The organism is Flavobacterium sp. PMTSA4 (assembly GCF_032098525.1).
GTDB classification, from domain to species: domain Bacteria; phylum Bacteroidota; class Bacteroidia; order Flavobacteriales; family Flavobacteriaceae; genus Flavobacterium; species Flavobacterium capsici.
In genome coordinates this window covers 2,162,180-2,184,149 of record NZ_CP134890.1, presented here as the reverse complement: position 1 = coordinate 2,184,149, position 21,970 = coordinate 2,162,180, and the positions used below count along the sequence as shown (strand labels likewise).

At 31.6% G+C, this 21,970-nt stretch carries 25 protein-coding genes and 1 pseudogene; 16 read left to right on the top strand and 10 right to left on the bottom strand.

All coding sequences use genetic code 11. The features are described 5' to 3' along the window. The first annotated feature begins 23 nt into the window (after positions 1 to 23). Positions 24 to 773 carry a Fe-S cluster assembly ATPase SufC gene (gene sufC / locus RN605_RS09975; RefSeq protein WP_313324512.1) on the top strand — a complete coding sequence of 250 codons (750 nt, stop codon included), beginning with the start codon at positions 24 to 26 and terminating at the stop codon, positions 771 to 773. Between the two features lies 1 nt (position 774). Then, complete coding sequence (gene sufD, locus RN605_RS09970) at positions 775 to 2,091, top strand: Fe-S cluster assembly protein SufD (RefSeq protein ID WP_313324511.1); 1,317 nt, start codon at positions 775 to 777, stop codon at positions 2,089 to 2,091. Positions 2,092 to 2,117: 26 nt separating this feature from the next. Here sufD and RN605_RS09965 read toward each other — a convergent pair whose 3' ends face one another. Beyond that, complete coding sequence (locus tag RN605_RS09965) at positions 2,118 to 3,458, bottom strand: serine hydrolase domain-containing protein (RefSeq protein ID WP_313324510.1); 1,341 nt, start codon at positions 3,456 to 3,458, stop codon at positions 2,118 to 2,120. A 133-nt stretch (positions 3,459 to 3,591) separates the two neighbouring features. Between RN605_RS09965 and RN605_RS09960 the strand changes: the two genes are divergently transcribed. From RN605_RS09960 to RN605_RS09935, 6 genes are read left to right on the top strand one after another with little or no spacing between them, the layout of a single operon-like run. Next, complete coding sequence (locus RN605_RS09960; RefSeq protein WP_313324509.1) at positions 3,592 to 4,806, top strand: aminotransferase class V-fold PLP-dependent enzyme; 1,215 nt, start codon at positions 3,592 to 3,594, stop codon at positions 4,804 to 4,806. 10 nt (positions 4,807 to 4,816) lie between these two features. Then, positions 4,817 to 5,254 carry a hypothetical protein gene (locus tag RN605_RS09955; RefSeq protein ID WP_313324508.1) on the top strand — a complete coding sequence of 146 codons (438 nt, stop codon included), beginning with the start codon at positions 4,817 to 4,819 and terminating at the stop codon, positions 5,252 to 5,254. A 10-nt stretch (positions 5,255 to 5,264) separates the two neighbouring features. Beyond that, a complete protein-coding gene (locus RN605_RS09950; protein ID WP_313324507.1) occupies positions 5,265 to 5,684 on the top strand; it encodes a SufE family protein in 420 nt (139 codons plus the stop codon). Positions 5,685 to 5,689: 5 nt separating this feature from the next. Continuing rightward, positions 5,690 to 6,013 (top strand): SUF system Fe-S cluster assembly protein, encoded by a 324-nt coding sequence (locus RN605_RS09945; protein ID WP_313324506.1) that lies wholly within the window; start codon positions 5,690 to 5,692, stop codon positions 6,011 to 6,013. A gap of 2 nt (positions 6,014 to 6,015) precedes the next feature. Further along, positions 6,016 to 6,528, top strand: a complete 513-nt coding sequence (locus RN605_RS09940; RefSeq protein WP_313324505.1) for a DUF2480 family protein — start codon at positions 6,016 to 6,018, stop codon at positions 6,526 to 6,528. 52 nt (positions 6,529 to 6,580) lie between these two features. After that, positions 6,581 to 7,471 carry a DUF3078 domain-containing protein gene (locus RN605_RS09935; RefSeq protein WP_313324504.1) on the top strand — a complete coding sequence of 297 codons (891 nt, stop codon included), beginning with the start codon at positions 6,581 to 6,583 and terminating at the stop codon, positions 7,469 to 7,471. A 44-nt stretch (positions 7,472 to 7,515) separates the two neighbouring features. Here RN605_RS09935 and RN605_RS09930 read toward each other — a convergent pair. The 3 genes and pseudogenes from RN605_RS09930 to RN605_RS09920 form a co-directional block, all read right to left on the bottom strand. After that, positions 7,516 to 8,667 (bottom strand): annotated as a pseudogene (locus RN605_RS09930) (cystathionine gamma-synthase); the annotation flags it as partial. Between the two features lie 130 nt (positions 8,668 to 8,797). After that, complete coding sequence (locus tag RN605_RS09925; RefSeq protein ID WP_313324502.1) at positions 8,798 to 9,253, bottom strand: DinB family protein; 456 nt, start codon at positions 9,251 to 9,253, stop codon at positions 8,798 to 8,800. A gap of 6 nt (positions 9,254 to 9,259) precedes the next feature. Next, positions 9,260 to 9,697 (bottom strand): acyl-CoA thioesterase, encoded by a 438-nt coding sequence (locus RN605_RS09920; RefSeq protein WP_313324501.1) that lies wholly within the window; start codon positions 9,695 to 9,697, stop codon positions 9,260 to 9,262. Between the two features lie 103 nt (positions 9,698 to 9,800). Here RN605_RS09920 and RN605_RS09915 point away from each other — a divergent pair, with 103 nt between their 5' ends. Genes RN605_RS09915 through nadD form a run of 5 tightly spaced genes read left to right on the top strand, consistent with a single transcriptional unit; the run spans position 9,801 to position 13,174 of the window. Next, the gene (locus RN605_RS09915; protein ID WP_313324500.1) at positions 9,801 to 10,157 is read left to right on the top strand and encodes an arsenate reductase family protein; all 357 of its coding nucleotides are present in this window, start codon (positions 9,801 to 9,803) and stop codon (positions 10,155 to 10,157) included. Beyond that, entirely contained in the window at positions 10,150 to 11,082 is a 933-nt protein-coding gene (locus tag RN605_RS09910) for a DMT family transporter (protein ID WP_313324499.1), read from the top strand. The genes RN605_RS09915 and RN605_RS09910 overlap by 8 nt, the downstream gene beginning before the upstream one ends. A 60-nt stretch (positions 11,083 to 11,142) precedes the next feature. Next, complete coding sequence (locus RN605_RS09905; protein WP_313324498.1) at positions 11,143 to 12,003, top strand: YicC/YloC family endoribonuclease; 861 nt, start codon at positions 11,143 to 11,145, stop codon at positions 12,001 to 12,003. Positions 12,004 to 12,022: 19 nt separating this feature from the next. Beyond that, positions 12,023 to 12,592, top strand: coding sequence for a guanylate kinase (gene gmk, locus RN605_RS09900; RefSeq protein ID WP_313325823.1), 570 nt, complete (start codon positions 12,023 to 12,025; stop codon positions 12,590 to 12,592). Further along, the gene (gene nadD, locus RN605_RS09895) at positions 12,593 to 13,174 is read left to right on the top strand and encodes a nicotinate (nicotinamide) nucleotide adenylyltransferase (protein WP_313324497.1); all 582 of its coding nucleotides are present in this window, start codon (positions 12,593 to 12,595) and stop codon (positions 13,172 to 13,174) included. 38 nt (positions 13,175 to 13,212) lie between these two features. Here nadD and RN605_RS09890 read toward each other — a convergent pair whose 3' ends face one another. Further along, positions 13,213 to 13,812 carry a hypothetical protein gene (locus RN605_RS09890; RefSeq protein ID WP_313324496.1) on the bottom strand — a complete coding sequence of 200 codons (600 nt, stop codon included), beginning with the start codon at positions 13,810 to 13,812 and terminating at the stop codon, positions 13,213 to 13,215. 213 nt (positions 13,813 to 14,025) lie between these two features. Between RN605_RS09890 and RN605_RS09885 the strand changes: the two genes are divergently transcribed. Beyond that, positions 14,026 to 15,021 carry an NAD(P)H-dependent glycerol-3-phosphate dehydrogenase gene (locus RN605_RS09885; RefSeq protein ID WP_313324495.1) on the top strand — a complete coding sequence of 332 codons (996 nt, stop codon included), beginning with the start codon at positions 14,026 to 14,028 and terminating at the stop codon, positions 15,019 to 15,021. Positions 15,022 to 15,038: 17 nt separating this feature from the next. Then, positions 15,039 to 16,913: an OmpA family protein gene (locus RN605_RS09880; protein WP_313324494.1), complete on the top strand. Its 1,875-nt coding sequence runs from the start codon at positions 15,039 to 15,041 to the stop codon at positions 16,911 to 16,913. Here the strand turns inward: RN605_RS09880 and RN605_RS09875 are convergent, their stop codons facing one another. The 3 genes from RN605_RS09875 to RN605_RS09865 form a co-directional block, all read right to left on the bottom strand. Then, positions 16,914 to 17,321, bottom strand: a complete 408-nt coding sequence (locus tag RN605_RS09875; RefSeq protein WP_313324493.1) for a hypothetical protein — start codon at positions 17,319 to 17,321, stop codon at positions 16,914 to 16,916. It lies immediately after the preceding gene. A 66-nt stretch (positions 17,322 to 17,387) separates the two neighbouring features. Beyond that, positions 17,388 to 18,407 (bottom strand): phenylalanine--tRNA ligase subunit alpha, encoded by a 1,020-nt coding sequence (gene pheS / locus RN605_RS09870; RefSeq protein ID WP_313324492.1) that lies wholly within the window; start codon positions 18,405 to 18,407, stop codon positions 17,388 to 17,390. Positions 18,408 to 18,459: 52 nt separating this feature from the next. After that, positions 18,460 to 18,816, bottom strand: coding sequence for a hypothetical protein (locus RN605_RS09865; protein ID WP_313324491.1), 357 nt, complete (start codon positions 18,814 to 18,816; stop codon positions 18,460 to 18,462). Positions 18,817 to 18,955: 139 nt separating this feature from the next. On the opposite strand from RN605_RS09865, the gene RN605_RS09860 reads away from it, so the two are divergent. Continuing rightward, a complete protein-coding gene (locus RN605_RS09860) occupies positions 18,956 to 19,456 on the top strand; it encodes a CvpA family protein (RefSeq protein ID WP_313324490.1) in 501 nt (166 codons plus the stop codon). Here RN605_RS09860 and RN605_RS09855 read toward each other — a convergent pair. Together RN605_RS09855 and RN605_RS09850 are read right to left on the bottom strand one after the other, a co-directional pair. After that, positions 19,453 to 20,199 carry a tetratricopeptide repeat protein gene (locus RN605_RS09855; RefSeq protein ID WP_313324489.1) on the bottom strand — a complete coding sequence of 249 codons (747 nt, stop codon included), beginning with the start codon at positions 20,197 to 20,199 and terminating at the stop codon, positions 19,453 to 19,455. The two genes, RN605_RS09860 and RN605_RS09855, sit on opposite strands and share 4 nt — an antisense overlap. A gap of 1 nt (position 20,200) precedes the next feature. Next, on the bottom strand, positions 20,201 to 21,967 hold the full coding sequence (locus tag RN605_RS09850) for a BatD family protein (protein ID WP_313324488.1): 1,767 nt from the start codon (positions 21,965 to 21,967) through the stop codon (positions 20,201 to 20,203). Positions 21,968 to 21,970: the final 3 nt, after the last annotated feature.

The window sequence follows — 21,970 nt, the reverse complement described above, 5'->3', positions numbered from 1 at the left end:
ATTAGAAAAATACATTCAAAACAATGTTATCAATAAAAAATTTACACGCTTCAGTTGAAGATAAAGAAATATTAAAAGGAATCAACCTTGAAATTAAAGCAGGAGAAGTTCATGCTATAATGGGACCAAATGGTTCAGGAAAAAGTACACTTTCGGCAGTAATTGCAGGTAATGAAAATTACGATGTAACTGAAGGAACAGTTGAATTAGAAGGCGAAGATTTAGCAGATTTGGCACCAGAAGAAAGAGCACACAAAGGTGTTTTCCTTTCCTTTCAATATCCTGTTGAAATTCCTGGTGTTTCTGTTACCAATTTTATGAAAACGGCAATAAACGAAACTCGTAAAGCAAATGGTAAAGAAGAAATGCCAGCTAACGAAATGTTAAAGCTAATTCGCGAAAAATCAGAATTATTAGAGATTGATAGAAAGTTTTTATCGCGTTCGTTAAACGAAGGATTTTCTGGAGGAGAAAAAAAGCGAAATGAAATTTTTCAAATGGCAATGCTAGAACCAAAAATCGCTATTCTTGATGAAACCGATTCAGGTTTAGATATTGATGCATTGAAAATAGTTGCTAATGGTGTAAACAGATTAAAAAATGAGGACAATGCCGTTTTAGTAATTACGCATTACCAACGTTTACTTGATTATATTGTTCCTGATTATGTTCACGTATTAATGAACGGAAGAATCGTTAAATCGGGCACCAAAGAACTGGCTTACGAACTAGAAGAAAAAGGATACGATTGGATTAAAGCTGAACTAGTTTAATATGGAGTTGAAAGAAAAAATAGTATCGTCTTTTATGGCTTTTGAAGAAAGCATTGATGTACATAATGAGTTACACGATGTTAGAACTTCTGCTATAAAAAACTTTGAAAATAAAGGTTTTCCAACCAAAAAAGAGGAAGCTTGGAAGTATACTTCTTTGAATTCAATTTTAAAAAATGATTATTCAGTATTTCCAAAAAACGAAAATGTTATCGAATTTAAAGACGTAAAAAAGTATTTTTTACATGAAATCGATACATATAAAGTGATTTTTATTGATGGAAAATACAGTTCTTTTTTATCGGCAACAACTCATGAAGGATTAGATGTTTGTTTGATGTCATCTGCGTTGACAAAGCCAAAGTATAAAATGGTTATTGATGAATATTTTAATAAAATTGCTAGCAAAGAAGAAAGTTTAACGACTTTAAATACTGCTTTTGCAAATGAAGGTGCATATATTAATATTCCAAAAAGTAAAGTTGTCGATAAACCAATTGAAATTATCTATTTCTCAACTGGTGTTGAAAATGCTTTGATGGTTCAACCTAGAAATTTGGTTATTGTTGGTGAAAATGCTCATGTTCAAATCATAGAAAGACATCAAAGTTTGAATGAAAATCCAGTATTGACTAATGCGGTTACTGAAATTTTTGCTCAAAAACGCGCCATAGTTGATTATTATAAAATTCAAAACGATTTACAATCGGCAAACTTAATTGACAACACTTATATTTCTCAAAAACAAGAAAGTCACGTTTCGGTACATACGTTTTCATTTGGTGGAAATATTACCAGAAATAATCTGAATTTCTATCATTTTGGCGAAAGAATAGACTCTACCTTAAAAGGAATTACAATTATTGGCGACAAGCAACATGTTGACCATTATACTTTAGTAAATCACGCTACGCCTAATTGTGAAAGTCATCAAAACTATAAAACCATTTTAGCTGATAGCGCAACAGGTGTTTTTAACGGAAAGATTTTTGTAGAAAAAGAAGCTCAAAAAACAGATGCTTTTCAGCAAAACAACAACATTTTATTGAGTGATAAAGCAACAATTAACGCAAAACCGCAATTAGAGATTTTTGCAGATGATGTAAAATGTTCTCATGGTTGTACTATTGGTCAGCTAGATGAAACAGCTATGTTTTACATGCAACAGCGCGGAATTCCTAAGAAAGAAGCCAAAGCGTTATTGATGTATGCCTTTTCAAATGAAGTTATTGAAAGCATCAAAATACCCGAATTAAAACAACGAATTACCAAGATTATCGCCATGAAATTAGGCGTTAATTTAGGGTTTGATTTATAATTAAAAGGTTGTGAAAACAACCTTTTTTATTTCTCCAAACTTTCAATCACTTCTTTCAAAAACCCATTCATATCAAATTCTTCACTCAATCCCATTCGAACTACAACCAAATCCAAAGAAGGAATGATAATCACCATTTGGCCTTGATAACCGCTACAGCGATACATATCTTTTGGCACATCTGGAAAATTACCACCAGCATTCAGCCAAAAATGAGCACCATAAATTCCATTGGAAGTGTTCGTTGGTGTAGCAACATATTTTGCCCAACTTTCATCAAAAATTTGTTCACCGTTCCAGTTTCCTTTGTGTAAATAAAGTAAGCCAAACTTTGCCCAATCACGAGTTGTAGCCCAACCATAGCTAGAACCAACAAAATTTCCTGCGATATCAGTTTCTATAATTGCTGAGTTCATTCCAATTTTATCCAATAATGATGAATACCAAAAATCCAAGTATTCTTGATGGGTTTTGAATTGTTTTCTCAAAATTCCCGATAATAAATTGGTCGTTCCGCTAGAGTATTTCCAAGTTTGATTAGGTTTTCCAACCAAAGGTTTATCAATTTGCGATTTCGTCATGTCTTCAGAAATAAAAAGCATTTTGGTAACATCTGAAATTTTACCATAATCTTCTTCCCATTCTAAACCCGAATTCATGTGTAGCAAATCGTTGATGGTAATATTTTTGCGTTCATCGTTTTTCCATTCAGCTATTGGCGCAGGTTTCATAATATCAATTTTGCCTTGATGTTGCAAAATCCCAAAATAAGTTCCTGTAATGCTTTTTGTCATTGACCAACCTAATATTTTGGAGTTTTTGTTAAAACCATCAGTATATTTTTCTGCTATGATTTTGTCTTTGTAAACCACCAAAACAGAACGGGTTCGTTTGTTTTTTTCACCTTTTATATCAAAAGCATTGTTTACAGCATTTTGTAATTTTTCGTAATCAATGTTTTTAAAAACAGTGTCTTTTTGCTCAAGATTTCCATATGGAAAAGGTAAATTAGTAGAGATTTTAGTTCTTTTTGGAACTTCATAAGGTTTATTAACATCAAAATCGTCATTAATCAAAGTTGCTCCTAAACCTTTGCGATAAATGGCTTTACGTTCTTTAATTCCATATACATTTGAGGTTACAAATTGATTAGTTTCATTTATTTCATTGGTTGCCCAATCTACTTTAGGAATATCATTATCGCCTTTTTGGATGGTTTCAAGCGATCGATTGTCAATAAAATGACCAGAAGCCACACTTTTTGCCGAAAAACCAGAGATTAAATCCAGTTGTGGATAAATTACAACTCTCAGATATGCCAATAGAATTATGATTAGAATGACAAAAATTTTTGTGATTTTTTTCATGAGGTTTGTTTTTCATGCAATTTACTAATTTCACTTTTCGTTAGTATTCATTTAGAAAAATATTAATATTAGTTTAGCAGTTAAACAATTGTATTTCCTTACTTTTGTATTTAGAATTTTTCTAAATAAAGTAATGTTAGATATACAAAAAATTAGAGCCGATTTTCCTATTCTTTCTCAAAAAGTAAACGGCAAACCTTTGGTTTATTTTGATAACGGAGCAACTTCTCAAAAGCCTATAGTAGTTATTGAGGCAATTTCAAAATATTACGAAGAAATAAATGCTAATATTCATCGTGGTGTGCATACTTTAAGTCAATTAGCAACCGATGCTTATGAAATTTCAAGAGGAAAAATTCAATATCATATCAATGCAAAATTTGCTCACGAAGTTATTTTCACTTCAGGAACAACTCATTCGATTAATGCTGTAGCTAATGGTTTTGCTTCTCTTTTAAACGAAAACGATGAGGTTTTAGTTTCAGCTTTAGAGCATCACAGTAATATTGTGCCATGGCAAATGCTTTGTGAAAAAACAGGTGCTAAGCTGAAAGTCATTCCGATGAATGAAAATGGCGAATTGATTATACCAGAATATGAAAATTTGCTGTCTGGTAAGACAAAAATTGTTGCTGTAAATCATATTTCAAATGCTTTGGGAACTATTAATCCTATTGAATTTATGATTAAAAAAGCACATGAAGTTGGAGCAGCAATTTTAATTGATGGCGCACAAGCAACACCACATCTAAAACCAGATGTACAAGCGCTAGATTGCGATTTTTACGTTTTTTCTGGACATAAAATTTGTGGTCCAACTGGCATTGGAATTTTATATGGAAAAGAAGAATGGTTGAACAAATTGCCACCATATCAAGGCGGCGGAGAAATGATTGCAACAGTTTCTTTTGAAAAAACTACTTATGCCGATTTGCCACACAAATTTGAAGCTGGAACACCAAATATTGCAGGTGGAATTGTGCTTGGAACCGCGATAGATTATTTAAACCAAATAGGTTTTGATAATATTGCAGATTACGAACACGAATTATTGGAATATGGAACCAAAAAGCTATTAGAAATCGAAGGATTAAAAATTATTGGTACTGCAAAAGAAAAAACTTCCGTAATTTCGTTTAATATTGATGGAATTCATCCATATGATATTGGTACAATTATTGACAAATTAGGTATAGCAGTACGAACCGGACATCATTGTGCACAACCAATTATGGATTTTTATAAAATTCCTGGAACAATTAGAGCTAGTTTTGCTTTTTACAACACTAAAGAAGAAATTGATGCTTTAATTGAAGCAGTGAAAAAAGCTCAAATGATGTTATCTTAAATTTAAAACTATGAAAGCAATTAGCATGATTTTATTAACCATTTTTCTTGGAAAAGGTTGTAACAACGAAGCTCAAAACGATATTTCAAAAGCGGTTTTACAATATGATGCTCATACTCGTGGTTATCATTTAAAAGTAATAATTTCTAATCAAATTGCAACAGTTTCTGAAGGAAGAACGCCGGATAATCCATCAGAACAAATGAAAATATCGGATAGTGACTGGAAAGAGTTAATAGGATATTTTGAAAAAATTAATTTAGAAGAGTTACCAAATTTGAAAGATCCATCGCAAAAACGTTTTTATGATGGAGCAGCAATTGCAGAATTAAAAGTGCGTTATCAAGACACTAATTATGAGACTAAAGCTTTTGATCATAAAAATCCTCCAACTGAAATAAAACAATTGGTAGATAAAATAGTTTCTATGGTAAAGAAACCAGAATAAAGAAAAATAAATGAGTATACAAGAAATACAAAATGAAATTGTAGATGAGTTTTCGATGTTTGATGATTGGATGCAACGCTATGAATACATTATTGATTTAGGGAAAGCACTACCATTAATTGATGAGAAGTATAAAACCGAAGACAATATAATCAAAGGATGCCAATCAAAAGTTTGGGTTCATGCAGAACAAGAAAACGATAAAATTGTTTTTACTGCCGATAGTGATGCCATATTAACCAAAGGAATAATTGCAATTTTAATTCGAGCTTTTTCCAATCAAAAAGCTTCTGATATTCTTGAAGCAAATACAGATTTTATTGATGATATTGGACTGAAAGAACATTTATCACCAACGAGAGCAAATGGATTAGTTTCGATGATAAAACACTTAAAAATGTATGCATTGGCATTTAATGCTAAAAATTAAAAACTATGGAAGAATTTAAAGACGATATCAATTTAGGAGAAAACGTTGTAAAGGTTTTAAAAGGCATTTACGATCCAGAAATACCTGTAGACATCTACGAATTAGGACTGATTTATGATGTAATGATTAATGAGGATAATGAAGTAAAAGTTTTAATGACTTTAACTTCTCCAAACTGTCCTGTTGCCGAAACTTTACCGCGTGAAGTGGAAGAAAAAATTCAAAAAATAGAGCATGTTAAATCATGTGAAGTAGAAATTACTTTTGATCCACCATGGAGCAAAGATTTGATGAGTGAAGAAGCAAAATTAGAGTTAGGAATGTTGTAATCATGCAAGACGAAATAATTAATAAAGTTGCCAATTCTGTTTTAGAAGTATTCGATTTGGAAGATTATTATCCTATCGGGATTAGGACTCAAATTGATATTTCGCAGTGGCTTTTTGAAGGTTTTCTTTTAAAAGAAAAAGATTTTCGAGAAGCTTTAAAAAATCATGATTGGACGCAATATGAAAATCAATATGTAGCAGTTCATTGTGCGACAGATGCTATAATTCCTGCTTGGGCGACTATTTTGGTAACTACTTATGTTGCTCCATATGCCAAAAAAGTAGTTTTAGGCTCAATTGACGACTTGAATACAGCTTTGTATCAAGAAATTTTAAATCAATTAGATTATTCAAAATATCTAGATAAACCTATGATCTTAAAAGGTTGTTCTAAAAAGCCTGTTCCTGAAAGCGCTTATATTATGGCAGTTCAACAACTTCAAAAAGTCGCTAAAAGCATTATGTATGGAGAAGCGTGTTCAGCTGTACCGTTGTTTAAAAAGGCTAAAAATTGACGGAGTAAAAAGAATTCTTATATTTATAATCAGAAATACAAAATTCAACATTATGAAGAAAATTTTACTATCAACAATTTTATTGTTTGTTACTTCGGTTGTTTTTTCTCAAGTAAATGAGAAAGAATTATTAAAAAAGAATGAAGAAGCTGAAGCAAAATTAAAAGAAGAAAAACCAAATGGTTGGACAAAAAAAGGAACATTTACATTTTTAGCAAATCAAGCAACGTTTAACAATTGGTTAGCTGGTGGACAAAGTAATATTTCAGGAAATATTGGTTTAAATTACGATTTCAATTATAAAAGCGAAAATTGGAATTGGGATAATAAAATTATTGCTGGATATGGTTTAACCAAAATAAAAGACCAAGATGTTCAAAAATCGGATGATAGATTAATTTATAACACTTTGGCAGGAAGAAAAGCCAGTGGATATTGGTTTTATTCTTTGTTTTTTAATTTTCAAACACAATTTGATTCTGGGTTTGATTTAGATACCGGAATTAAAACTTCACATTTCTTTTCGCCTGCTTATTTTCAATTTGGTCCAGGGATGATGTGGAAAAAAAGCGATAATCTTAAGGTAAATATTGCTCCGGCTACTTCTAAATTGATTATTGTTCATCCTCATTTTACTGAACTTGGTCCTTCTTTTGGTGTAGAGCAAGGCGATTCTTCTCGTTACGAGTTTGGTGCTGCTATAAATGCTTATTATAAATTCAATTTGATGGAAAATGTTTCAGTCGAAAACATTCTAAATCTTTATTCTAATTATTTAGAAGATCCACAAAATGTTGATTTAGATTACACGTTAAATGTTGTAATGAAAATCAATAAATATCTAACCACAAACTTAGCTTTCCAAACTATTTATGATGACAATGCCTTTAGAGGTTTTCAAACGCGTCAAGTTATAGGTTTAGGAGTGAATTATGGTTTTTAAGAATAATTACAAATAAAAAAAACCTCGCAATTGCGAGGTTTTTTTTATCTAAACGCTTGTTCTAAATCTGCTAATAAATCATCGATATCTTCAATACCAACGCTTAAACGAACTAAATCATCGGTAATTCCAACTTCTTTTCGTTTGTCTTCAGGAATAGAAGCATGCGTCATTAATGCTGGATGATTTGCCAAACTTTCAACACCACCAAGTGATTCTGCTAATGTGAAAACTTTTACTTTTTCTAAAAATGAAATAGCATCTTCTTTTTTGCTCGATTTGAAAGTGAAAGAAACCATTCCGCCAAAACCACTCATTTGTTTTTTAGCAATGGAATGAAACGGATGGTCTGGTAAACCAGGATAATATACTTTATCAACTTCTGGATGATTGCTCAAAAATTCGGCTACTTTCATTCCATTTTCACAATGGCGTTGTACACGTAAATGCAAGGTTTTGATGCCACGTAAAACCAAGAAACTATCCATTGGACCTAAAGTTCCACCTGTTGCAAACTGTTTGAAATGCAATTCGTCACCTAGTGTTTTGTCTTTTATAACCAATGCACCAGCAATAACATCAGAATGTCCACCAAGATATTTTGTTGCCGAATGCATTACAATATCAGCACCTAAATCCAACGGTTTTTGTAAATATGGCGTGGCAAAAGTATTATCAACAGCAAAAAGCAAGTTGTGTTTTTTAGTAATTTTAGCAATTTCTTGAATATCGGCTAATTTCATTAATGGATTGGTTGGTGTTTCAGCCCAAACCAATTTGGTATTTTCATTAATTAACGATTGAAATTTATCCAAATCGTTCATGTCTACGAAATGAAATTTGATGCCACTATCTTTATATAAACGAGTAAACAAACGATACGTTCCGCCATATAAATCGTCCATTGCAATGATTTCATCACCAGCTTTAAACATTCGAAGTAAACAATCGGTTGCGGCTAAACCAGAAGCAAACGCTAAACCGCGAGCACCATTTTCAATAGAAGCTAAAGCATCTTCTAAAGCTTGACGTGTTGGATTTGCTGCACGTGAATATTCGTAATCTCCAACTGGTTTTCCTGGTGAAACTTGTGCGTAGGTTGAGGTTTGAAAAACTGGTGGCATAACTGCTCCAGTTACTTTTTCATGGTGTTGATTGCCATGTATTACTTTAGTATTGAATTTCATTTTTAGTTGATTTTCAGTTTTATTTTTTTAATTTGTACAAAGGTACTTTTTTGTACAGAAATAGCCCAGATAGAAGTGGAAATCCTTTTTTATTTTCTTTAAAATAAAAAAGATTGCAACGAATAGCTGGAAAAAGCTTCTAAACAAATTTATTGATTTGCATCATGATTCCGATGTGAATGGCTTCGTGGTAATTGTTAAATGTCATAGCATCGGTTGCTGATTTCATAGTGTAACCTGTCATTGAGGTAAACTCTTTGAACTCTTTAAAAATTTTATTTTCAAAATCGGTTTTTGTTTTTTCTAAAGTTGAAAATAATAATGATTTAATTTCATCAACTTCATCTTGAGAAACGGGAGATTCTGGTTTTGAACCACGTCGGTATTTTGCCACCATTTCATCTGAAACCATCATTGGTAAACCAGATAAGTTGTAAACCAATAATTGTTGAACAACTACAATGTGACCAATGTTCCAGATAAGGTTATTGCTAAAACCTTCGGGAATTGTATTTAATTGTTCCAAAGAGTTATTTTCTAAAAAATTCAAAAGAACATTTCTGCTGTTTTGATTAATATCAAAAGTTGCTGTCATAGTTTATTAATGTTTAGAAAAGTCATCTGCCTTTGGAATTAAACTCATCACATCAGCAACAATTTGAGGCGTTGGTGAAGCCAATTTTCTTAGTTTCATGTCAATCCAAGCGCCATCAACAGAAATCGTAGCATAGAGTTGATCGTTTTCGTTTTTAAGTTCGTGAACAATGGTCCAACGTGAAGCATCGTCTTTCATTTTCCCCATTTTAGTAGAGATAAAAACTTTGCTATTCAATCTTATTTCTCTTCTGAAAACACATTCTTCACGAAATAAAATTGGACCAAAAAATTGTTCCTGCATTACTTTCATGGTTAATCCTAGCTGTTCTAAAATTTCAATTCTGTGTTGTGCTCCAAAGTCGTAATAAACGCTATGTCTAACGTGAAAATTTGGGTCTAAATCAGACCAACGAATGGATAATTCTTTAGTAAATGTTCCCATTTTTTTAATTTTTATCAAAAGTAAAGAGAATTCTCGGCATTAGAATTCTGTTGAAGTAAATTAAATATATTTTAACACAAAGCCGTATTTTTGCCAAAAAAAGATGCGTAAAATCTATTTTCTTAAAACGTGTGATACTTGTAAACGAATTATTAAGTCGTTGCCTAAAACCGATGGATTTGTTTTTCAGGACATCAAAGAACAACCTTTGACCGTGAAGCAATTGGAAGAATTGCACGCATTAACTGGAAATTATGAAATTTTGTTTAGTAAAAGAGCAAAATTGTATAAAGAAATGGGCTTGAAGGACGAAAAACTGACTGAAAAGGATTTTAAACATTACATTTTAGAACATTATACTTTTTTAAATCGTCCTGTAATTGTGATTGACAATCAAATTTTTGTGGGTAATTCTTCGAAAACAGTTCAGCAAGCAATAGCTATTTTGGAAAATGAGTAAGCGAACTTGGGCTTTGATTGCCGCAACTTTTGTTTCCATAATTTATGGAGTTTCTTTTACCATTGCCAAAGATGTAATGCCACAATATGTAAAGCCTTTTGGGTTCATAATACTTCGTGTTTTTGGAGCAACGCTATTATTTTGGATAGTTTCTGGTTTTTGGTCACGTGAACGAATGCGAACAGGTGAAGCAAAAGAATCAATCGACAAAAAAGATTTTCCTCGAATAGTTGCAGCTGCCTTTTTTGGTGTTGCATTAAACATGCTAACTTTTTTTAAAGGATTAAGCTATACATCGCCGATTTCTGCCGCTGTAATTATGGTTACAACTCCAATAATTGTTTTGATTTTGTCGGCAATTATCATGAAAGAACGAATGCTAAAACGCCGTGTTTTTGGTATAATTTTGGGTTTAGTTGGAACAGCTTTTCTGATTCTTTACGGAAAATCAACAGAAAACGCTACCGATGCAACTCTGGGAAATTTATTGGTTTTCATTAATGCGGTTTCCTATGGTTTTTATCTAATCACTGTAAAAAAACTAATGGATAAGTATAATGCTTTTACGTTTGTAAAATGGATTTATACTTTTGGATTGCTGATGGTAATTCCTTTTGGATGGGGCGAATTTCAAGAAATTCAATGGAAAATTTTACCAACAATTATTATTTGGGAAATTCTTTTCGTAGTTGTATTTACAACGTTCATGACTTATTTGTTGAATTTGGTTTCTATGCGTGAACTTAACCCATCAACAGTTGCTGTATTTATTTATTTGCAACCGCTTTTTGCCACAATTTATGCTATGAGTTTAGGAAAAGATAAACTCAACTGGATAAAAACAGGTTCGGCAATTTTAATTTTTATTGGCGTTTATTTGGTTACTCAGAAAAGGAAAGTTCCACAAGAATCAACGCAAAACTAAATAATGAGCCACAAAAACTGACTACTTTTAAGTATATTTGAATTCAATTAACAAAAAGGAATGATACAATCGATGACAGGTTTTGGAAAAGCAACCTTGCAATTACCAACCAAAAAAATTACCGTAGAAATCAAATCACTAAACTCAAAAGGTTTAGATTTAAATACCAGAATGCCTTCTGTTTTTAGAGAAATGGAATTGGGTTTGCGAAATCAATTATCACAACGTTTAGAGCGTGGAAAAATTGATTTTTCATTATACGTAGAAGTTACAGGCGAAGAAACATCTTCAAAAATTAATGTGCCAATTGTGAAAGGTTATATCAACCAGATGAAAGCGGTTATACCAAATGCAGATGAAACAGAATTAATGAAAATGGCAGTAAGAATGCCTGATGCATTAAAAACAGAACGTGATGAAATTGATGAAAATGAATGGAAACAAATTCAAAAAGTAATCGACGAAGCTTTAGAAAATATAGCACAATTTAGAAAAGATGAAGGCGTTTCGCTAGAAAAAGAGTTCTTGCACAGAATTGCGAATATCATGACATTGATGAATAATGCCGTTTCTTATGATGCTGAAAGAGTAGAAACCGTTAAAACAAGACTGAGAACGGCTTTGGATGAATTAAAAGAAAATGTAGATGAAAATCGTTTCGAACAAGAATTGATTTTTTATCTCGAGAAATATGACATTACAGAGGAAAAAGTACGACTAGAAAATCATTTGAACTATTTTATTGAGACATTAGCAGGAACTGAAGCTAACGGAAGAAAATTGGGTTTCATTACACAAGAAATGGGAAGAGAAATAAATACCATGGGTTCAAAATCAAATCACAGCGAAATGCAAAAATTAGTAGTGATGATGAAAGATGAACTAGAAAAAATTAAAGAGCAAGTTTTAAATGTACTTTAAAAACTTACACAACAACACAATGCAAAAAGGAAAATTATTAGTATTCTCAGCACCATCAGGTTCAGGAAAAACAACTATAGTAAGACATTTATTAACTCAAGAAGATTTAAATTTAGAATTTTCTATTTCAGCAGCAACACGCGAACCTCGTGGTGAAGAAGTAAATGGAAAGGATTATTATTTCATGTCAATTCCTGAGTTTAAGAAACACATTAAAGCAGATGATTTTATTGAATGGGAAGAAGTTTACAGAGATAATTTTTATGGAACTTTAAAAAGTGAAGTGGAACGCATTTGGGCAAAAGGGAAAAATGTAATTTTTGATATTGATGTTGCTGGAGGATTGCGCATAAAATCAAAATTTCCTCAAGAAACTTTGGCAGTTTTTGTAAAACCACCAAGTGTTGATGAACTAAAACGACGTTTAAAAGAACGCTCTACCGAAAGCGATGATAAAATTAATATGCGAATTGCAAAAGCTCATGTTGAACTTGCCACAGCACCACAATTTGATACTATCATAAAGAATTATGATTTAGAAATTGCTAAGCAAGAAGCTTATAATTTAGTCAAAGAATTTATCAAATAAATGAAAATCGGACTCTACTTCGGAACGTTTAACCCCATTCATGTTGGGCATTTGATTATTGCTAATCATATGGCGGAACATTCTGATTTAGACCAAATTTGGATGGTTGTAACGCCACATAATCCGCACAAACAGAAAAACACCTTGCTTGATGATTATCAACGATTGCATATGGTTCATTTGGCAACTGAAGATTACATAAAAATTAAACCTTCGGATATTGAATTTAAATTGCCACAGCCAAGTTATACTGTTAATACTTTAGCTCATTTAGGAGAAAAATATCCTCAGTATGAGTTTTCGTTAATCATGGGTGAAGACAATTTGAATTCCTTGCATAAATGGAAAAATTATGAAGTAATTCTAAAAAATCATGATATTTACGTTTATCCGAGATTAAATTCAGGAGAAATAGACGAGCAATTTGTAAATCACAATAAAATTCATCGCGTTGGCGCACCAGTTATTGAACTTTCATCAACTTTTATTCGTGAAAGTATTAAGAATAAAAAGAACGTTGCACCAATGCTACCACATAAAGTTTGGGAATATTTAGACCACAATTTGTTTTATACGAAATAAAAAAATCCCCAAGTTTTAATTCTTGGGGATTTTTTATCTTAATTGTTGTAGTTTCCAAAGTAGTAATCTTCATAATCAAAACAATCGGATTGGCAGACACTAAAATACATTGCCCAATTTTTGTTTGTAAATCGAACACCTTCACCCCAAGCCGTTTCAGTTTGAACAACAGAACCATTTTGTAATCTTACAACTTCAGCATGAGCTGTGATTGTAAAACATTCAGGTAAATCAGCTTTAGAAACAGTATAAACAGCTTGGCTTGTACCATTTGGAAAATTTGTGCTGATTGGAAATTGACCTGGAATAGGACTTCCACTATTATTTGTTGGAACTAATTGAAAAGCACCAACATATAAATGGGTTTTTTTGATTAACCAGTTTGTGTTTGCTCTATATTCAACATAGACGTTGTCTACATCAAAATATACACTCACTTCACCAGAATCATACTGTTGTCCAGCGATTAAATCAACTGTAACGCAAGCAGAAAAATTGTTTAAAATGTCTGGATTTGTGGTTTCAGAAGAAGCTGCTTTGTTTGAATTCTCAGAATTCTTAGCAACATCTTCTGTTTCACAAGAACCAAAAGATAGCATAAATAGAAATGCACAGAAGTAGAATAATTTTGTTTTCATAATAAATAGATTTGGGACTTCTAAAGTAGAAAATTGTCTTTAAAAAGCACAATAAAATCGATGAACGAAACAAAAAAAATATTTTTGTAAGTAAATAAATCTATTAACGATGAATTCTCTGTTTCTTCAGGATTAAATTTTTATAAGGATGATTGTGATTTTTATATTCTTTATTTTAATTTGAGTATTTTTGAAGTTCATAATTCAAGTAGAATGAATCAAAATCCAAAATTTGCGGTTATTGGTGGCGGAAGTTGGGCTACAGCAATTGCAAAAATGTTATGCGTTAATTTACCCGAAATAGCTTGGTATATGCGTAGCGAATCAGCTATAGACCATTTAAAAACTCAAAAACATAATCCTAATTATTTAAGTTCGGTAGAGTTTGATACTAAGAAATTAAAGCTAACTTCCGATATAAATGAAGCTGTTGCTTATGCTGATTATTTAATTTTTGCCATTCCTTCGGCTTTTTTAAGTGCTGAGTTGTCAAAATTAAAAGTGAGTTTAGAGAATAAAGTAATTTTTTCTGCTATCAAAGGAATTGTGCCAGAGACATTTTTGATTGTAGGCGAACATTTTAACCAAAAATTTAATATCCCATTTGAAAATATTGGAGTAATTACTGGTCCATGTCATGCGGAAGAAGTTGCTTTAGAACGACTTTCCTATTTAACTATTGCTTGTGCAGATGCTAAAAAAGCAAAAGTGGTTGCAAATATTTTAGCCAGTAATTATATTAAAACAAAAATTTCTGATGATATCATTGGAACGGAATATGCCGCAATGTTGAAAAATATTTATGCTATTGCTGCAGGAATTGCACATGGATTGGGTTACGGAGATAATTTTCAATCAGTAATTATGAGTAATGCAATTCGAGAAATGAAGAAATTCATTCGAAAAGTGCATAAAATGAAACGAAACATCAATAATTCAGCCTATTTAGGCGATTTATTAGTAACTGGATATTCTGTTTTTTCTAGAAATAGAATGTTTGGAAATATGATTGGTAAAGGTTACACCGTTAAATCTGCTATGATGGAAATGAGTATGGTTGCCGAAGGTTATTATGCTGTGAAAAGCGCTTATAAACTAAACCAAGAATACAAAGCAAAAACTCCAATTATTGATGCCGTTTATCAAATTCTTTATGAAAATAAAGATGCAAGAGCAACTTTCAAAAAATTGACAGAAAAATTAGATTAACACATAAATCATTAAAAATGAGAAATATAATTACTGCCTTTTATTTATTATTTATGTTATCATTGGGTTTTGCTCAAAATAAAAATACCTCAAAAGCAGACGCTTTTTTTGATAGTTATCAATATGTAAGTGCAATTGAAGAGTATTTAAAACTCGCAGAAAACAAAAATGCTACAAGTTATGTGTATTCTAAATTAGCGGATAGTTATTATAATATTTTTAATCCAGATGAAGCGGCTAAGTGGTATGCAAAAGCGGTAGAAGGGAAAAAAGTAGATGCTGAGGTTTATTATCGTTATGCACAAACTTTAAAATCTTTAGGAAAATATAAAGAAGCCAATAGTCAAATGGAAATTTTTTCGAAATTACTTCCAAACGATAGTCGTGCAAAAGAATTCAAGGAAAACCCTAATTATATTCCTAGTTTGAGCAATCAAACCAAAATGTTTGACGTAGCTGAAACGTCGATTAGTTATAAAAATCAAAGCTCATTTGGCGCAATTTTGACGAATGAGAACGAACTTTATTTTACCAGTACTAAAAACACTTCTAAAAGAACAGATAAATCAATTGACCAACCTTATTTAGATATTTACAAAGCTAAACGTAATGATAATGGAACTTTTTCTGAAGCAGAATCTATTAATGAATTAAATACACCCTATCATGATGGCCCAGTTTCAATTAGTAGCGATGGGAAAACGATGTTTTTTGCACGTGATGGATTAAGTGAAGGAAGTTATCAAAAAGACAAAACAGGAAACTTAAAAGTTGGTCAACAAGGAATTTATAAAGCTATAAAAATTGGTGATAAATGGTCAAATATCGAATCTTTACCCATCAATAGTATAAAATATTCTGTTACCAATCCAAGTTTGAGTATTGATGGTAAAACCTTGTATTTTGCTTCAGATATGCCAGGTGGAATAGGCGAATCTGATATTTGGAAAATATCTATTGAAGGTAATAATTATGGAAAACCAGAGAATTTAGGTCCAAAAGTGAATACAGCGGGCAAAGAAAATTTCCCTTTTATAACCGAAGATGATATTTTGTATTTTGGATCAATGGGAAAACAAGGATTTGGTGGTTTGGATGTTTACAAAATAGATTTGAAAACTAACGATGATGCCATCAATGTTGGAAAACCAGTAAATAGTGAAAAAGATGATTTTTCTTTTTCATTTAATAAAAAAGCCAATATTGGATTCTTTTCTTCTAACAGAAATGGATTTGATGCAGTATTTTCGGCAACTCCAATTTGTAAAACCAATGCCATTATTGTAGTTACCAATAAAAAATCAGGTGAAATTATTAATAATGCTTCGGTAACTATTCTTGATAATAAAGGAAATACAATTCAATCACAAAAAACCAACACAAAAGGTATGGTTCAATATGAAGTAGAATGTGGAATGTATTATTCACTTCAAGTTTCAGCGGATAATTATGAAACAGCAACAGCTGTTTTAGAAAAAAGCAGCGAAAAAGAAACGACAACTCCAGTACAATTGCTTCCAGAAGAAGTAATCATCACCGAAAAAGAAGTTATTTTAAAATCAATTTATTTTGATTTTGACAAAAGCAACATCACGGCACAAGGCGCAAAAGAATTGGATAAATTGGTCAATGTCATGAAAAAATATCCTGAAATGGTAATTTTTGTAAAATCGCACACTGATTCAAAAGGAAAAGACGATTACAATCTAAAGCTTTCAGAACAACGAGCACAAGCTACAGTTCAATATGTAATTTCAAAAGGAATTGACAAAGAAAGAATTACAGGAAAAGGTTTTGGAAGTACAGAACCAAAAATCAATTGTGGAAAAAAATGTACTGACGAACAACATGCTCAAAACAGAAGATCAGAGTTCTTGATAGTCAAAAAATAATTACCTCACAATCACACCGTCAACAAAAAGAATAGGAACTTCTTCTACATAATCTGGAGTAATAGATTGTGCTTTGAAGATAAATTTTTTATCATAAAGAGTATTTCCTATGAAGTAGGTAACCATAAACTCGTTATTCAATCGAAGGACGCTTTTTTCAATCATTTCTATTTTAACAGCAGAAACTTTAGGAATTTGCATAAAAGCATGGCGTAAAAGCGAGGTTTGCTTCATTTCACCATCCAATGTGCCAAAAGCTTTAGAAACGACCATTACACTGTCTAAATCGAAGTCAGAATCGTTAATCAGATAGACATACCAAACTTTTTCCATGAAATCATCGCTCCATTCTTGAACAGCAGCAAGGAAAACATTTTCTACAACAGGTATTTTTATATCTGATTTCATTTTTTATAAAAAAGGAAAATGACTAAAACAGTTGCTTATTTCATTTCCTTTCAGGAGTTTATTTAATTAGATGCTTGATTTAAATTGCTCTAAGAAACGAACATCGTTTTCATAAAACATACGGATATCGCCAATTTGGTACAATAACATGGCAATACGTTCAATTCCCATTCCGAAGGCAAAACCAGTATATTCATCAGGATTTATGCCACAATTTTTCAAAACATTTGGATCAACCATTCCGCAACCCATAATTTCCAACCAGCCGGTTCCTTTGGTGATACGGTAATCGGTTTCGGTTTTTAAACCCCAATAGATATCAACTTCAGCACTTGGCTCGGTAAACGGAAAATAACTTGGTCGCAAACGGATTTTTGATTTTCCGAACATTTCTTTGGTGAAATATATTAATGTTTGTTTCAAATCGGCAAATGAAACATCTTTGTCGATATATAAACCTTCAACTTGGTGAAAAATACAATGAGAACGCGAAGAAACCGCTTCATTTCTAAAAACTCTTCCCGGAGAAATAGTTCGAATTGGCGGTTTGTTGTTTTCCATATAACGAACTTGCACAGACGAAGTATGAGTTCTCAATAAAACATCAGGATTCGTTTGGATGAAAAACGTATCCTGCATATCTCTTGCAGGATGATATTCTGGTAGGTTCAAGGCAGTAAAATTGTGCCAATCATCTTCAATTTCTGGACCTTCAGAAACATTAAAACCAATAGTTGAAAAAATATCAATAATTTGATTTTTTACCAATGAAATAGGATGACGAGAACCGATTGTAAAAGTTTCACCCGGACGAGATAAATCTCCAAATAAACCTTTTACTTCTTCTTTGCTTTCCAATTCTTCTTGAATTGCTTTTACTTTTTCTTCGGCAGCATTTTTAAGAATATTAATTACTTGTCCAAAATCCTTTTTTTGGTCATTTGGAATGTTTTTTAACTCACTGTAAAGTTCTTTCAACAAACCTTTACTACCTAAATATTTGATACGAAATTGTTCTAAAGCTTCTTTGTTTTTTTCATTGAATGCTTTAGCTTCTTCGATATGTTCTTTAATCTTGTCTATCATCGTTCGTTCTTTGAAGGTGCAAATTTAAGTTTTTTTAGTTACTATTGACTATTTAGTCGATTACTTCTTTTTCTAAAAAATAGCTAACAATGGCTTCTTTCATCAAAATAGATTGTTCGCCAGCTTTTAGTGGAGGCAATTCTTCTTTGATTTTATAATGTGGCCAACCTTCTTTATCGGTAAAATCAAATTCATAATAACCATAAGGTTCAAGCAAACGACAAATGCCAATATGCATTAGGTTTACTTTTTCGTCTTTTGCAAAAACACGCTTGAATTGACCTAATTCTTGAACTCCAATTAAATAAATGATGGCATCCAAATCTAATAAATCGCCATCAGCAAACTGATTGGAAAGGATTTCGACAACTTTATCCCAACGATGTTTTAATTCAATATCTCTTGACATTTTTTCTTTTCGTTATTTTTTATTGGATTTATTTTAATTAAAAATCCAGCAATTTCTGCAAATATAGTGCATAAATGTTGTTTCTATTTGTGTAGAATTTGGGTTATTCTATCTTTGTTTTTAAACTTTAGATTTTATTATGAGTTATATTGATATTATTCTTGGCGGATTATTAATTTTTGGATTAATTCGAGGCATTAAAAATGGTTTATTTGTTGAATTAGCATCGTTGATTTCCTTTTTTATTGGAATATACATTGCTGTAAAATTTTCTTATATCGTTGGTGGATTCATTGGTGATTCAAAAACCGCAAAAGTTGCCGCTTTTGTAATTACTTTGATTTTAGTAATTGTTGGCATTCATCTTTTAGCAAAGGTATTTTCTAAAATTGCAAATTTCGTTTTCTTGGGTTGGTTGAATAGATTAGGCGGAGCAGTTTTTGCAGTTCTAAAAACAGCATTATTACTCGGAATTGTTCTGAGTTTATTTCAAAAAGTAAATATTGACAACGCAATAATTTCCAAAGAAACACAAGAAGAATCGATATTTTTCAATCCAATAATGAAAACATCTGAAATTTTATTACCCGTTTTGAATGATTGGTTTATCGATTTGAGAGAGAAAGTATCTTCAAATTAGTTTTTAATCTCTTTAATAGAATCGCTTTGAAGCCAACCTGTAGTTTCATCGGTTAATTGTACTTTTTTCCAATTTGCAATGCTTTCTAAAACGTAAACTTTTGTTCCTTCGTGAAGTAAAACAGTTTCAGAAGCTGAAATTTTTGGTTCACTTTTCAAAGATGTTGATTCTGCAAATACAATAGCTGGTCTTTCATTCAGCATTCTATCTCTTTCGAAAATTCCCGAAAAAACACTAAAAATTATTGCCAGTAAAACAAAAAACATTCCCGAAAAAAAGATTCTTTTTTTGGTTGTTGTTCCTGAAAAATAATAACCTAAAAAGAAAACAAAAAACAAAAATGCCAATCCAACTGCAATCCATGCCCAAGTATCATAATGATAGGTAGAAGTGAAATCGGCAACGATTTTATGAAAACCTACTTTTGGAATGACTTTGATATCATCAATTGTCATTTTTCTAGCAAATTCAAGATTAGTTTTGATTTCAGAATCGTTTGGATTTAATAAAAGAGCTTTTTCATAATTGTAAACTGCAGGTGCAACTTGGTGTAATTTATAGTAACAATTTCCCAAATTGAAATAAACATCAGCCGATTGTTTTCCTGAGTTTATAATGTTTTCATAGCTTTGAATAGCTTCTTTATAATTTTCTTTTGCATAGAAAGAATTACCTGTTTCAAAATCAGATTGTGCCCAAAATGTTTGAGCAAAAATCAATAGGATGTAAAGTATATTTTTCATCTTATGAAATTTGTTTTTCTAATTCCGACAATAAAGTTACTGCTTTGTCAAAATCCTGTTGAATTGACCCACTTGTTGATGGTGCATAACGAGCAAATTCACAACTTTCAGTCAAGGTTATAAACTCTGTAATTGTTTCAGGATTTGCTTTTCTTGAAAGCAATATTTCAGCTATTTTTTCTTTACTCATTTCTGAAGTTTCAATGCTTAATTTAGCTTTCAGGAAATTATGTAATGATTTTTCTAAGGCAACATAAAATGGTTCTTTGTTACCTAATTGTTTTTTGGCCTCAGATAAATATTTTTTGGCTAAAGCACTTGATTTTCTGATTTTGTTTCCAGAATAATCATTATCTAAAGCTTCTTTTTTCTTTCTTACCAATACAACTAATGGAATGGCCAAAAGCGGTAAAAATAACAACGAATAAAACAATCCTGAACCTAAGAAATCGTCTTCTGCTATTGGTTTTAAAACTGTTTTTTGTTTTATATAAGCAAAAGACTTTGTTTTTTCAATGGTATTTTTTGTGGTTTCTTTCTTTGTATTCGTAGCTGCAACAGCATCATTTGGACCATCAAGAACGTTAATAACAATTTCTGGAGATTCAATTGTTTTATACTTTTTAGAATCTAAATCAAAGTAACTGAAGGTTAATGGTTTTATTTTATAATTGCCTTTAAATTGCGGAATTATTGTGTATTTGTCACTAATGCTTCCTGTCATTCCAGTTAATGGCGTATTCACATTTTCACTGTGTTCTGGATCATACATTTCTAATGATGCAGGAACAACAGGTTTTGGCAAACTAAATAATTTTAGATTTCCGGTTCCAACAACTTTGATCGTTAAATCTAAAGATTCACCACTTTTTAATGTAGTTTTTGAAGGTGTAACTTTAAAATCAAATTTTCCTACTGCATCGCCAAAATCTAATGGCTTTCCTTCGCTTGGTAATGGTTTAACATTAATTACTTTGCTTCCGGCAGAAACTCTTTTGCTATCTTCAGTCATCAACACTTGTCCCCAAAAATTTCTTCTATTTGTTGGTACTTGACAATCAATATCGAGTGAAAGTGGTTCAATTTCAAGTTTTCCTGATTTTTGAGGATAAAGAACAGTTTTTCTTAAAACAACATAGCGGTAACGTTCGCCTTTGAACATTCCTTCCTCGGCATTCAATTGTTTAATATCAATATTTTGGCTCCAAAAATCATTGTATTTAGGTTTACTCAACTCGCGCCAATTAGAAATACCAATGCTATAACTAAAATATAATTTATAAACTACCGTAATCGGTTGGTTTACATAAGGATTGCTATTGGAAATATCAGCAACCAAATATAAATTGTCATCTGCCTTTATTGCCGGTGCTTCATCTGGACTTCTTGGAATATCAACAGCATTTGTAACATTAATTTTGACTGGTGTTGTTTTGTAGGTTTGACCATTATATTCAACAGAAGCTTGTTTTAATGTCAAAGAACCTTTTTGTAAAGGCATCAAAATATAAATATAGGATTTGTTAAACGAACTTTTTCCGTTTACCCATGATTGACTAATAGATTGACTTGGTCCGCCAACTACTTTGAAACCACAAGCTTCAAAATTTGGTGGAACAAAATTATCTCCGTCAAAAGTCATGGTATAATCAACGCGTAATTTTTCGTTTAAGCCTAAAGAGTTTTTACTCACTTTGGCTTCAAATTCTACTTGAGCGCAAAGCAAATTGCTTATTAAAAATACCGCTAAAACAACTAATCTTTTCATCTT

Excerpts from the sequence above, each read along its gene's own strand:
- RN605_RS09915 (WP_313324500.1), top strand. The coding sequence starts at position 9,801 with ATGCGTAAAATCTATTTTCTTAAAACGTGTGATACTTGTAAACGAATT.
- RN605_RS09875 (WP_313324493.1), bottom strand. The coding sequence starts at position 17,321 with ATGAAATCAGATATAAAAATACCTGTTGTAGAAAATGTTTTCCTTGCT.
- gmk (WP_313325823.1), top strand. The coding sequence starts at position 12,023 with ATGCAAAAAGGAAAATTATTAGTATTCTCAGCACCATCAGGTTCAGGA.
- RN605_RS09920 (WP_313324501.1), bottom strand. The coding sequence starts at position 9,697 with ATGGGAACATTTACTAAAGAATTATCCATTCGTTGGTCTGATTTAGAC.
- RN605_RS09910 (WP_313324499.1), top strand. The coding sequence starts at position 10,150 with ATGAGTAAGCGAACTTGGGCTTTGATTGCCGCAACTTTTGTTTCCATA.
- pheS (WP_313324492.1), bottom strand. The coding sequence starts at position 18,407 with ATGATAGACAAGATTAAAGAACATATCGAAGAAGCTAAAGCATTCAAT.
- RN605_RS09960 (WP_313324509.1), top strand. The coding sequence starts at position 3,592 with ATGTTAGATATACAAAAAATTAGAGCCGATTTTCCTATTCTTTCTCAA.
- nadD (WP_313324497.1), top strand. The coding sequence starts at position 12,593 with ATGAAAATCGGACTCTACTTCGGAACGTTTAACCCCATTCATGTTGGG.
- sufD (WP_313324511.1), top strand. The coding sequence starts at position 775 with ATGGAGTTGAAAGAAAAAATAGTATCGTCTTTTATGGCTTTTGAAGAA.
- RN605_RS09940 (WP_313324505.1), top strand. The coding sequence starts at position 6,016 with ATGCAAGACGAAATAATTAATAAAGTTGCCAATTCTGTTTTAGAAGTA.
- sufC (WP_313324512.1), top strand. The coding sequence starts at position 24 with ATGTTATCAATAAAAAATTTACACGCTTCAGTTGAAGATAAAGAAATA.
- RN605_RS09950 (WP_313324507.1), top strand. The coding sequence starts at position 5,265 with ATGAGTATACAAGAAATACAAAATGAAATTGTAGATGAGTTTTCGATG.
- RN605_RS09945 (WP_313324506.1), top strand. The coding sequence starts at position 5,690 with ATGGAAGAATTTAAAGACGATATCAATTTAGGAGAAAACGTTGTAAAG.
- RN605_RS09965 (WP_313324510.1), bottom strand. The coding sequence starts at position 3,458 with ATGAAAAAAATCACAAAAATTTTTGTCATTCTAATCATAATTCTATTG.
- RN605_RS09955 (WP_313324508.1), top strand. The coding sequence starts at position 4,817 with ATGAAAGCAATTAGCATGATTTTATTAACCATTTTTCTTGGAAAAGGT.
- RN605_RS09905 (WP_313324498.1), top strand. The coding sequence starts at position 11,143 with ATGATACAATCGATGACAGGTTTTGGAAAAGCAACCTTGCAATTACCA.
- RN605_RS09880 (WP_313324494.1), top strand. The coding sequence starts at position 15,039 with ATGAGAAATATAATTACTGCCTTTTATTTATTATTTATGTTATCATTG.
- RN605_RS09890 (WP_313324496.1), bottom strand. The coding sequence starts at position 13,812 with ATGAAAACAAAATTATTCTACTTCTGTGCATTTCTATTTATGCTATCT.
- RN605_RS09855 (WP_313324489.1), bottom strand. The coding sequence starts at position 20,199 with ATGAAAAATATACTTTACATCCTATTGATTTTTGCTCAAACATTTTGG.
- RN605_RS09925 (WP_313324502.1), bottom strand. The coding sequence starts at position 9,253 with ATGACAGCAACTTTTGATATTAATCAAAACAGCAGAAATGTTCTTTTG.
- RN605_RS09860 (WP_313324490.1), top strand. The coding sequence starts at position 18,956 with ATGAGTTATATTGATATTATTCTTGGCGGATTATTAATTTTTGGATTA.
- RN605_RS09935 (WP_313324504.1), top strand. The coding sequence starts at position 6,581 with ATGAAGAAAATTTTACTATCAACAATTTTATTGTTTGTTACTTCGGTT.
- RN605_RS09865 (WP_313324491.1), bottom strand. The coding sequence starts at position 18,816 with ATGTCAAGAGATATTGAATTAAAACATCGTTGGGATAAAGTTGTCGAA.
- RN605_RS09885 (WP_313324495.1), top strand. The coding sequence starts at position 14,026 with ATGAATCAAAATCCAAAATTTGCGGTTATTGGTGGCGGAAGTTGGGCT.
- RN605_RS09850 (WP_313324488.1), bottom strand. The coding sequence starts at position 21,967 with ATGAAAAGATTAGTTGTTTTAGCGGTATTTTTAATAAGCAATTTGCTT.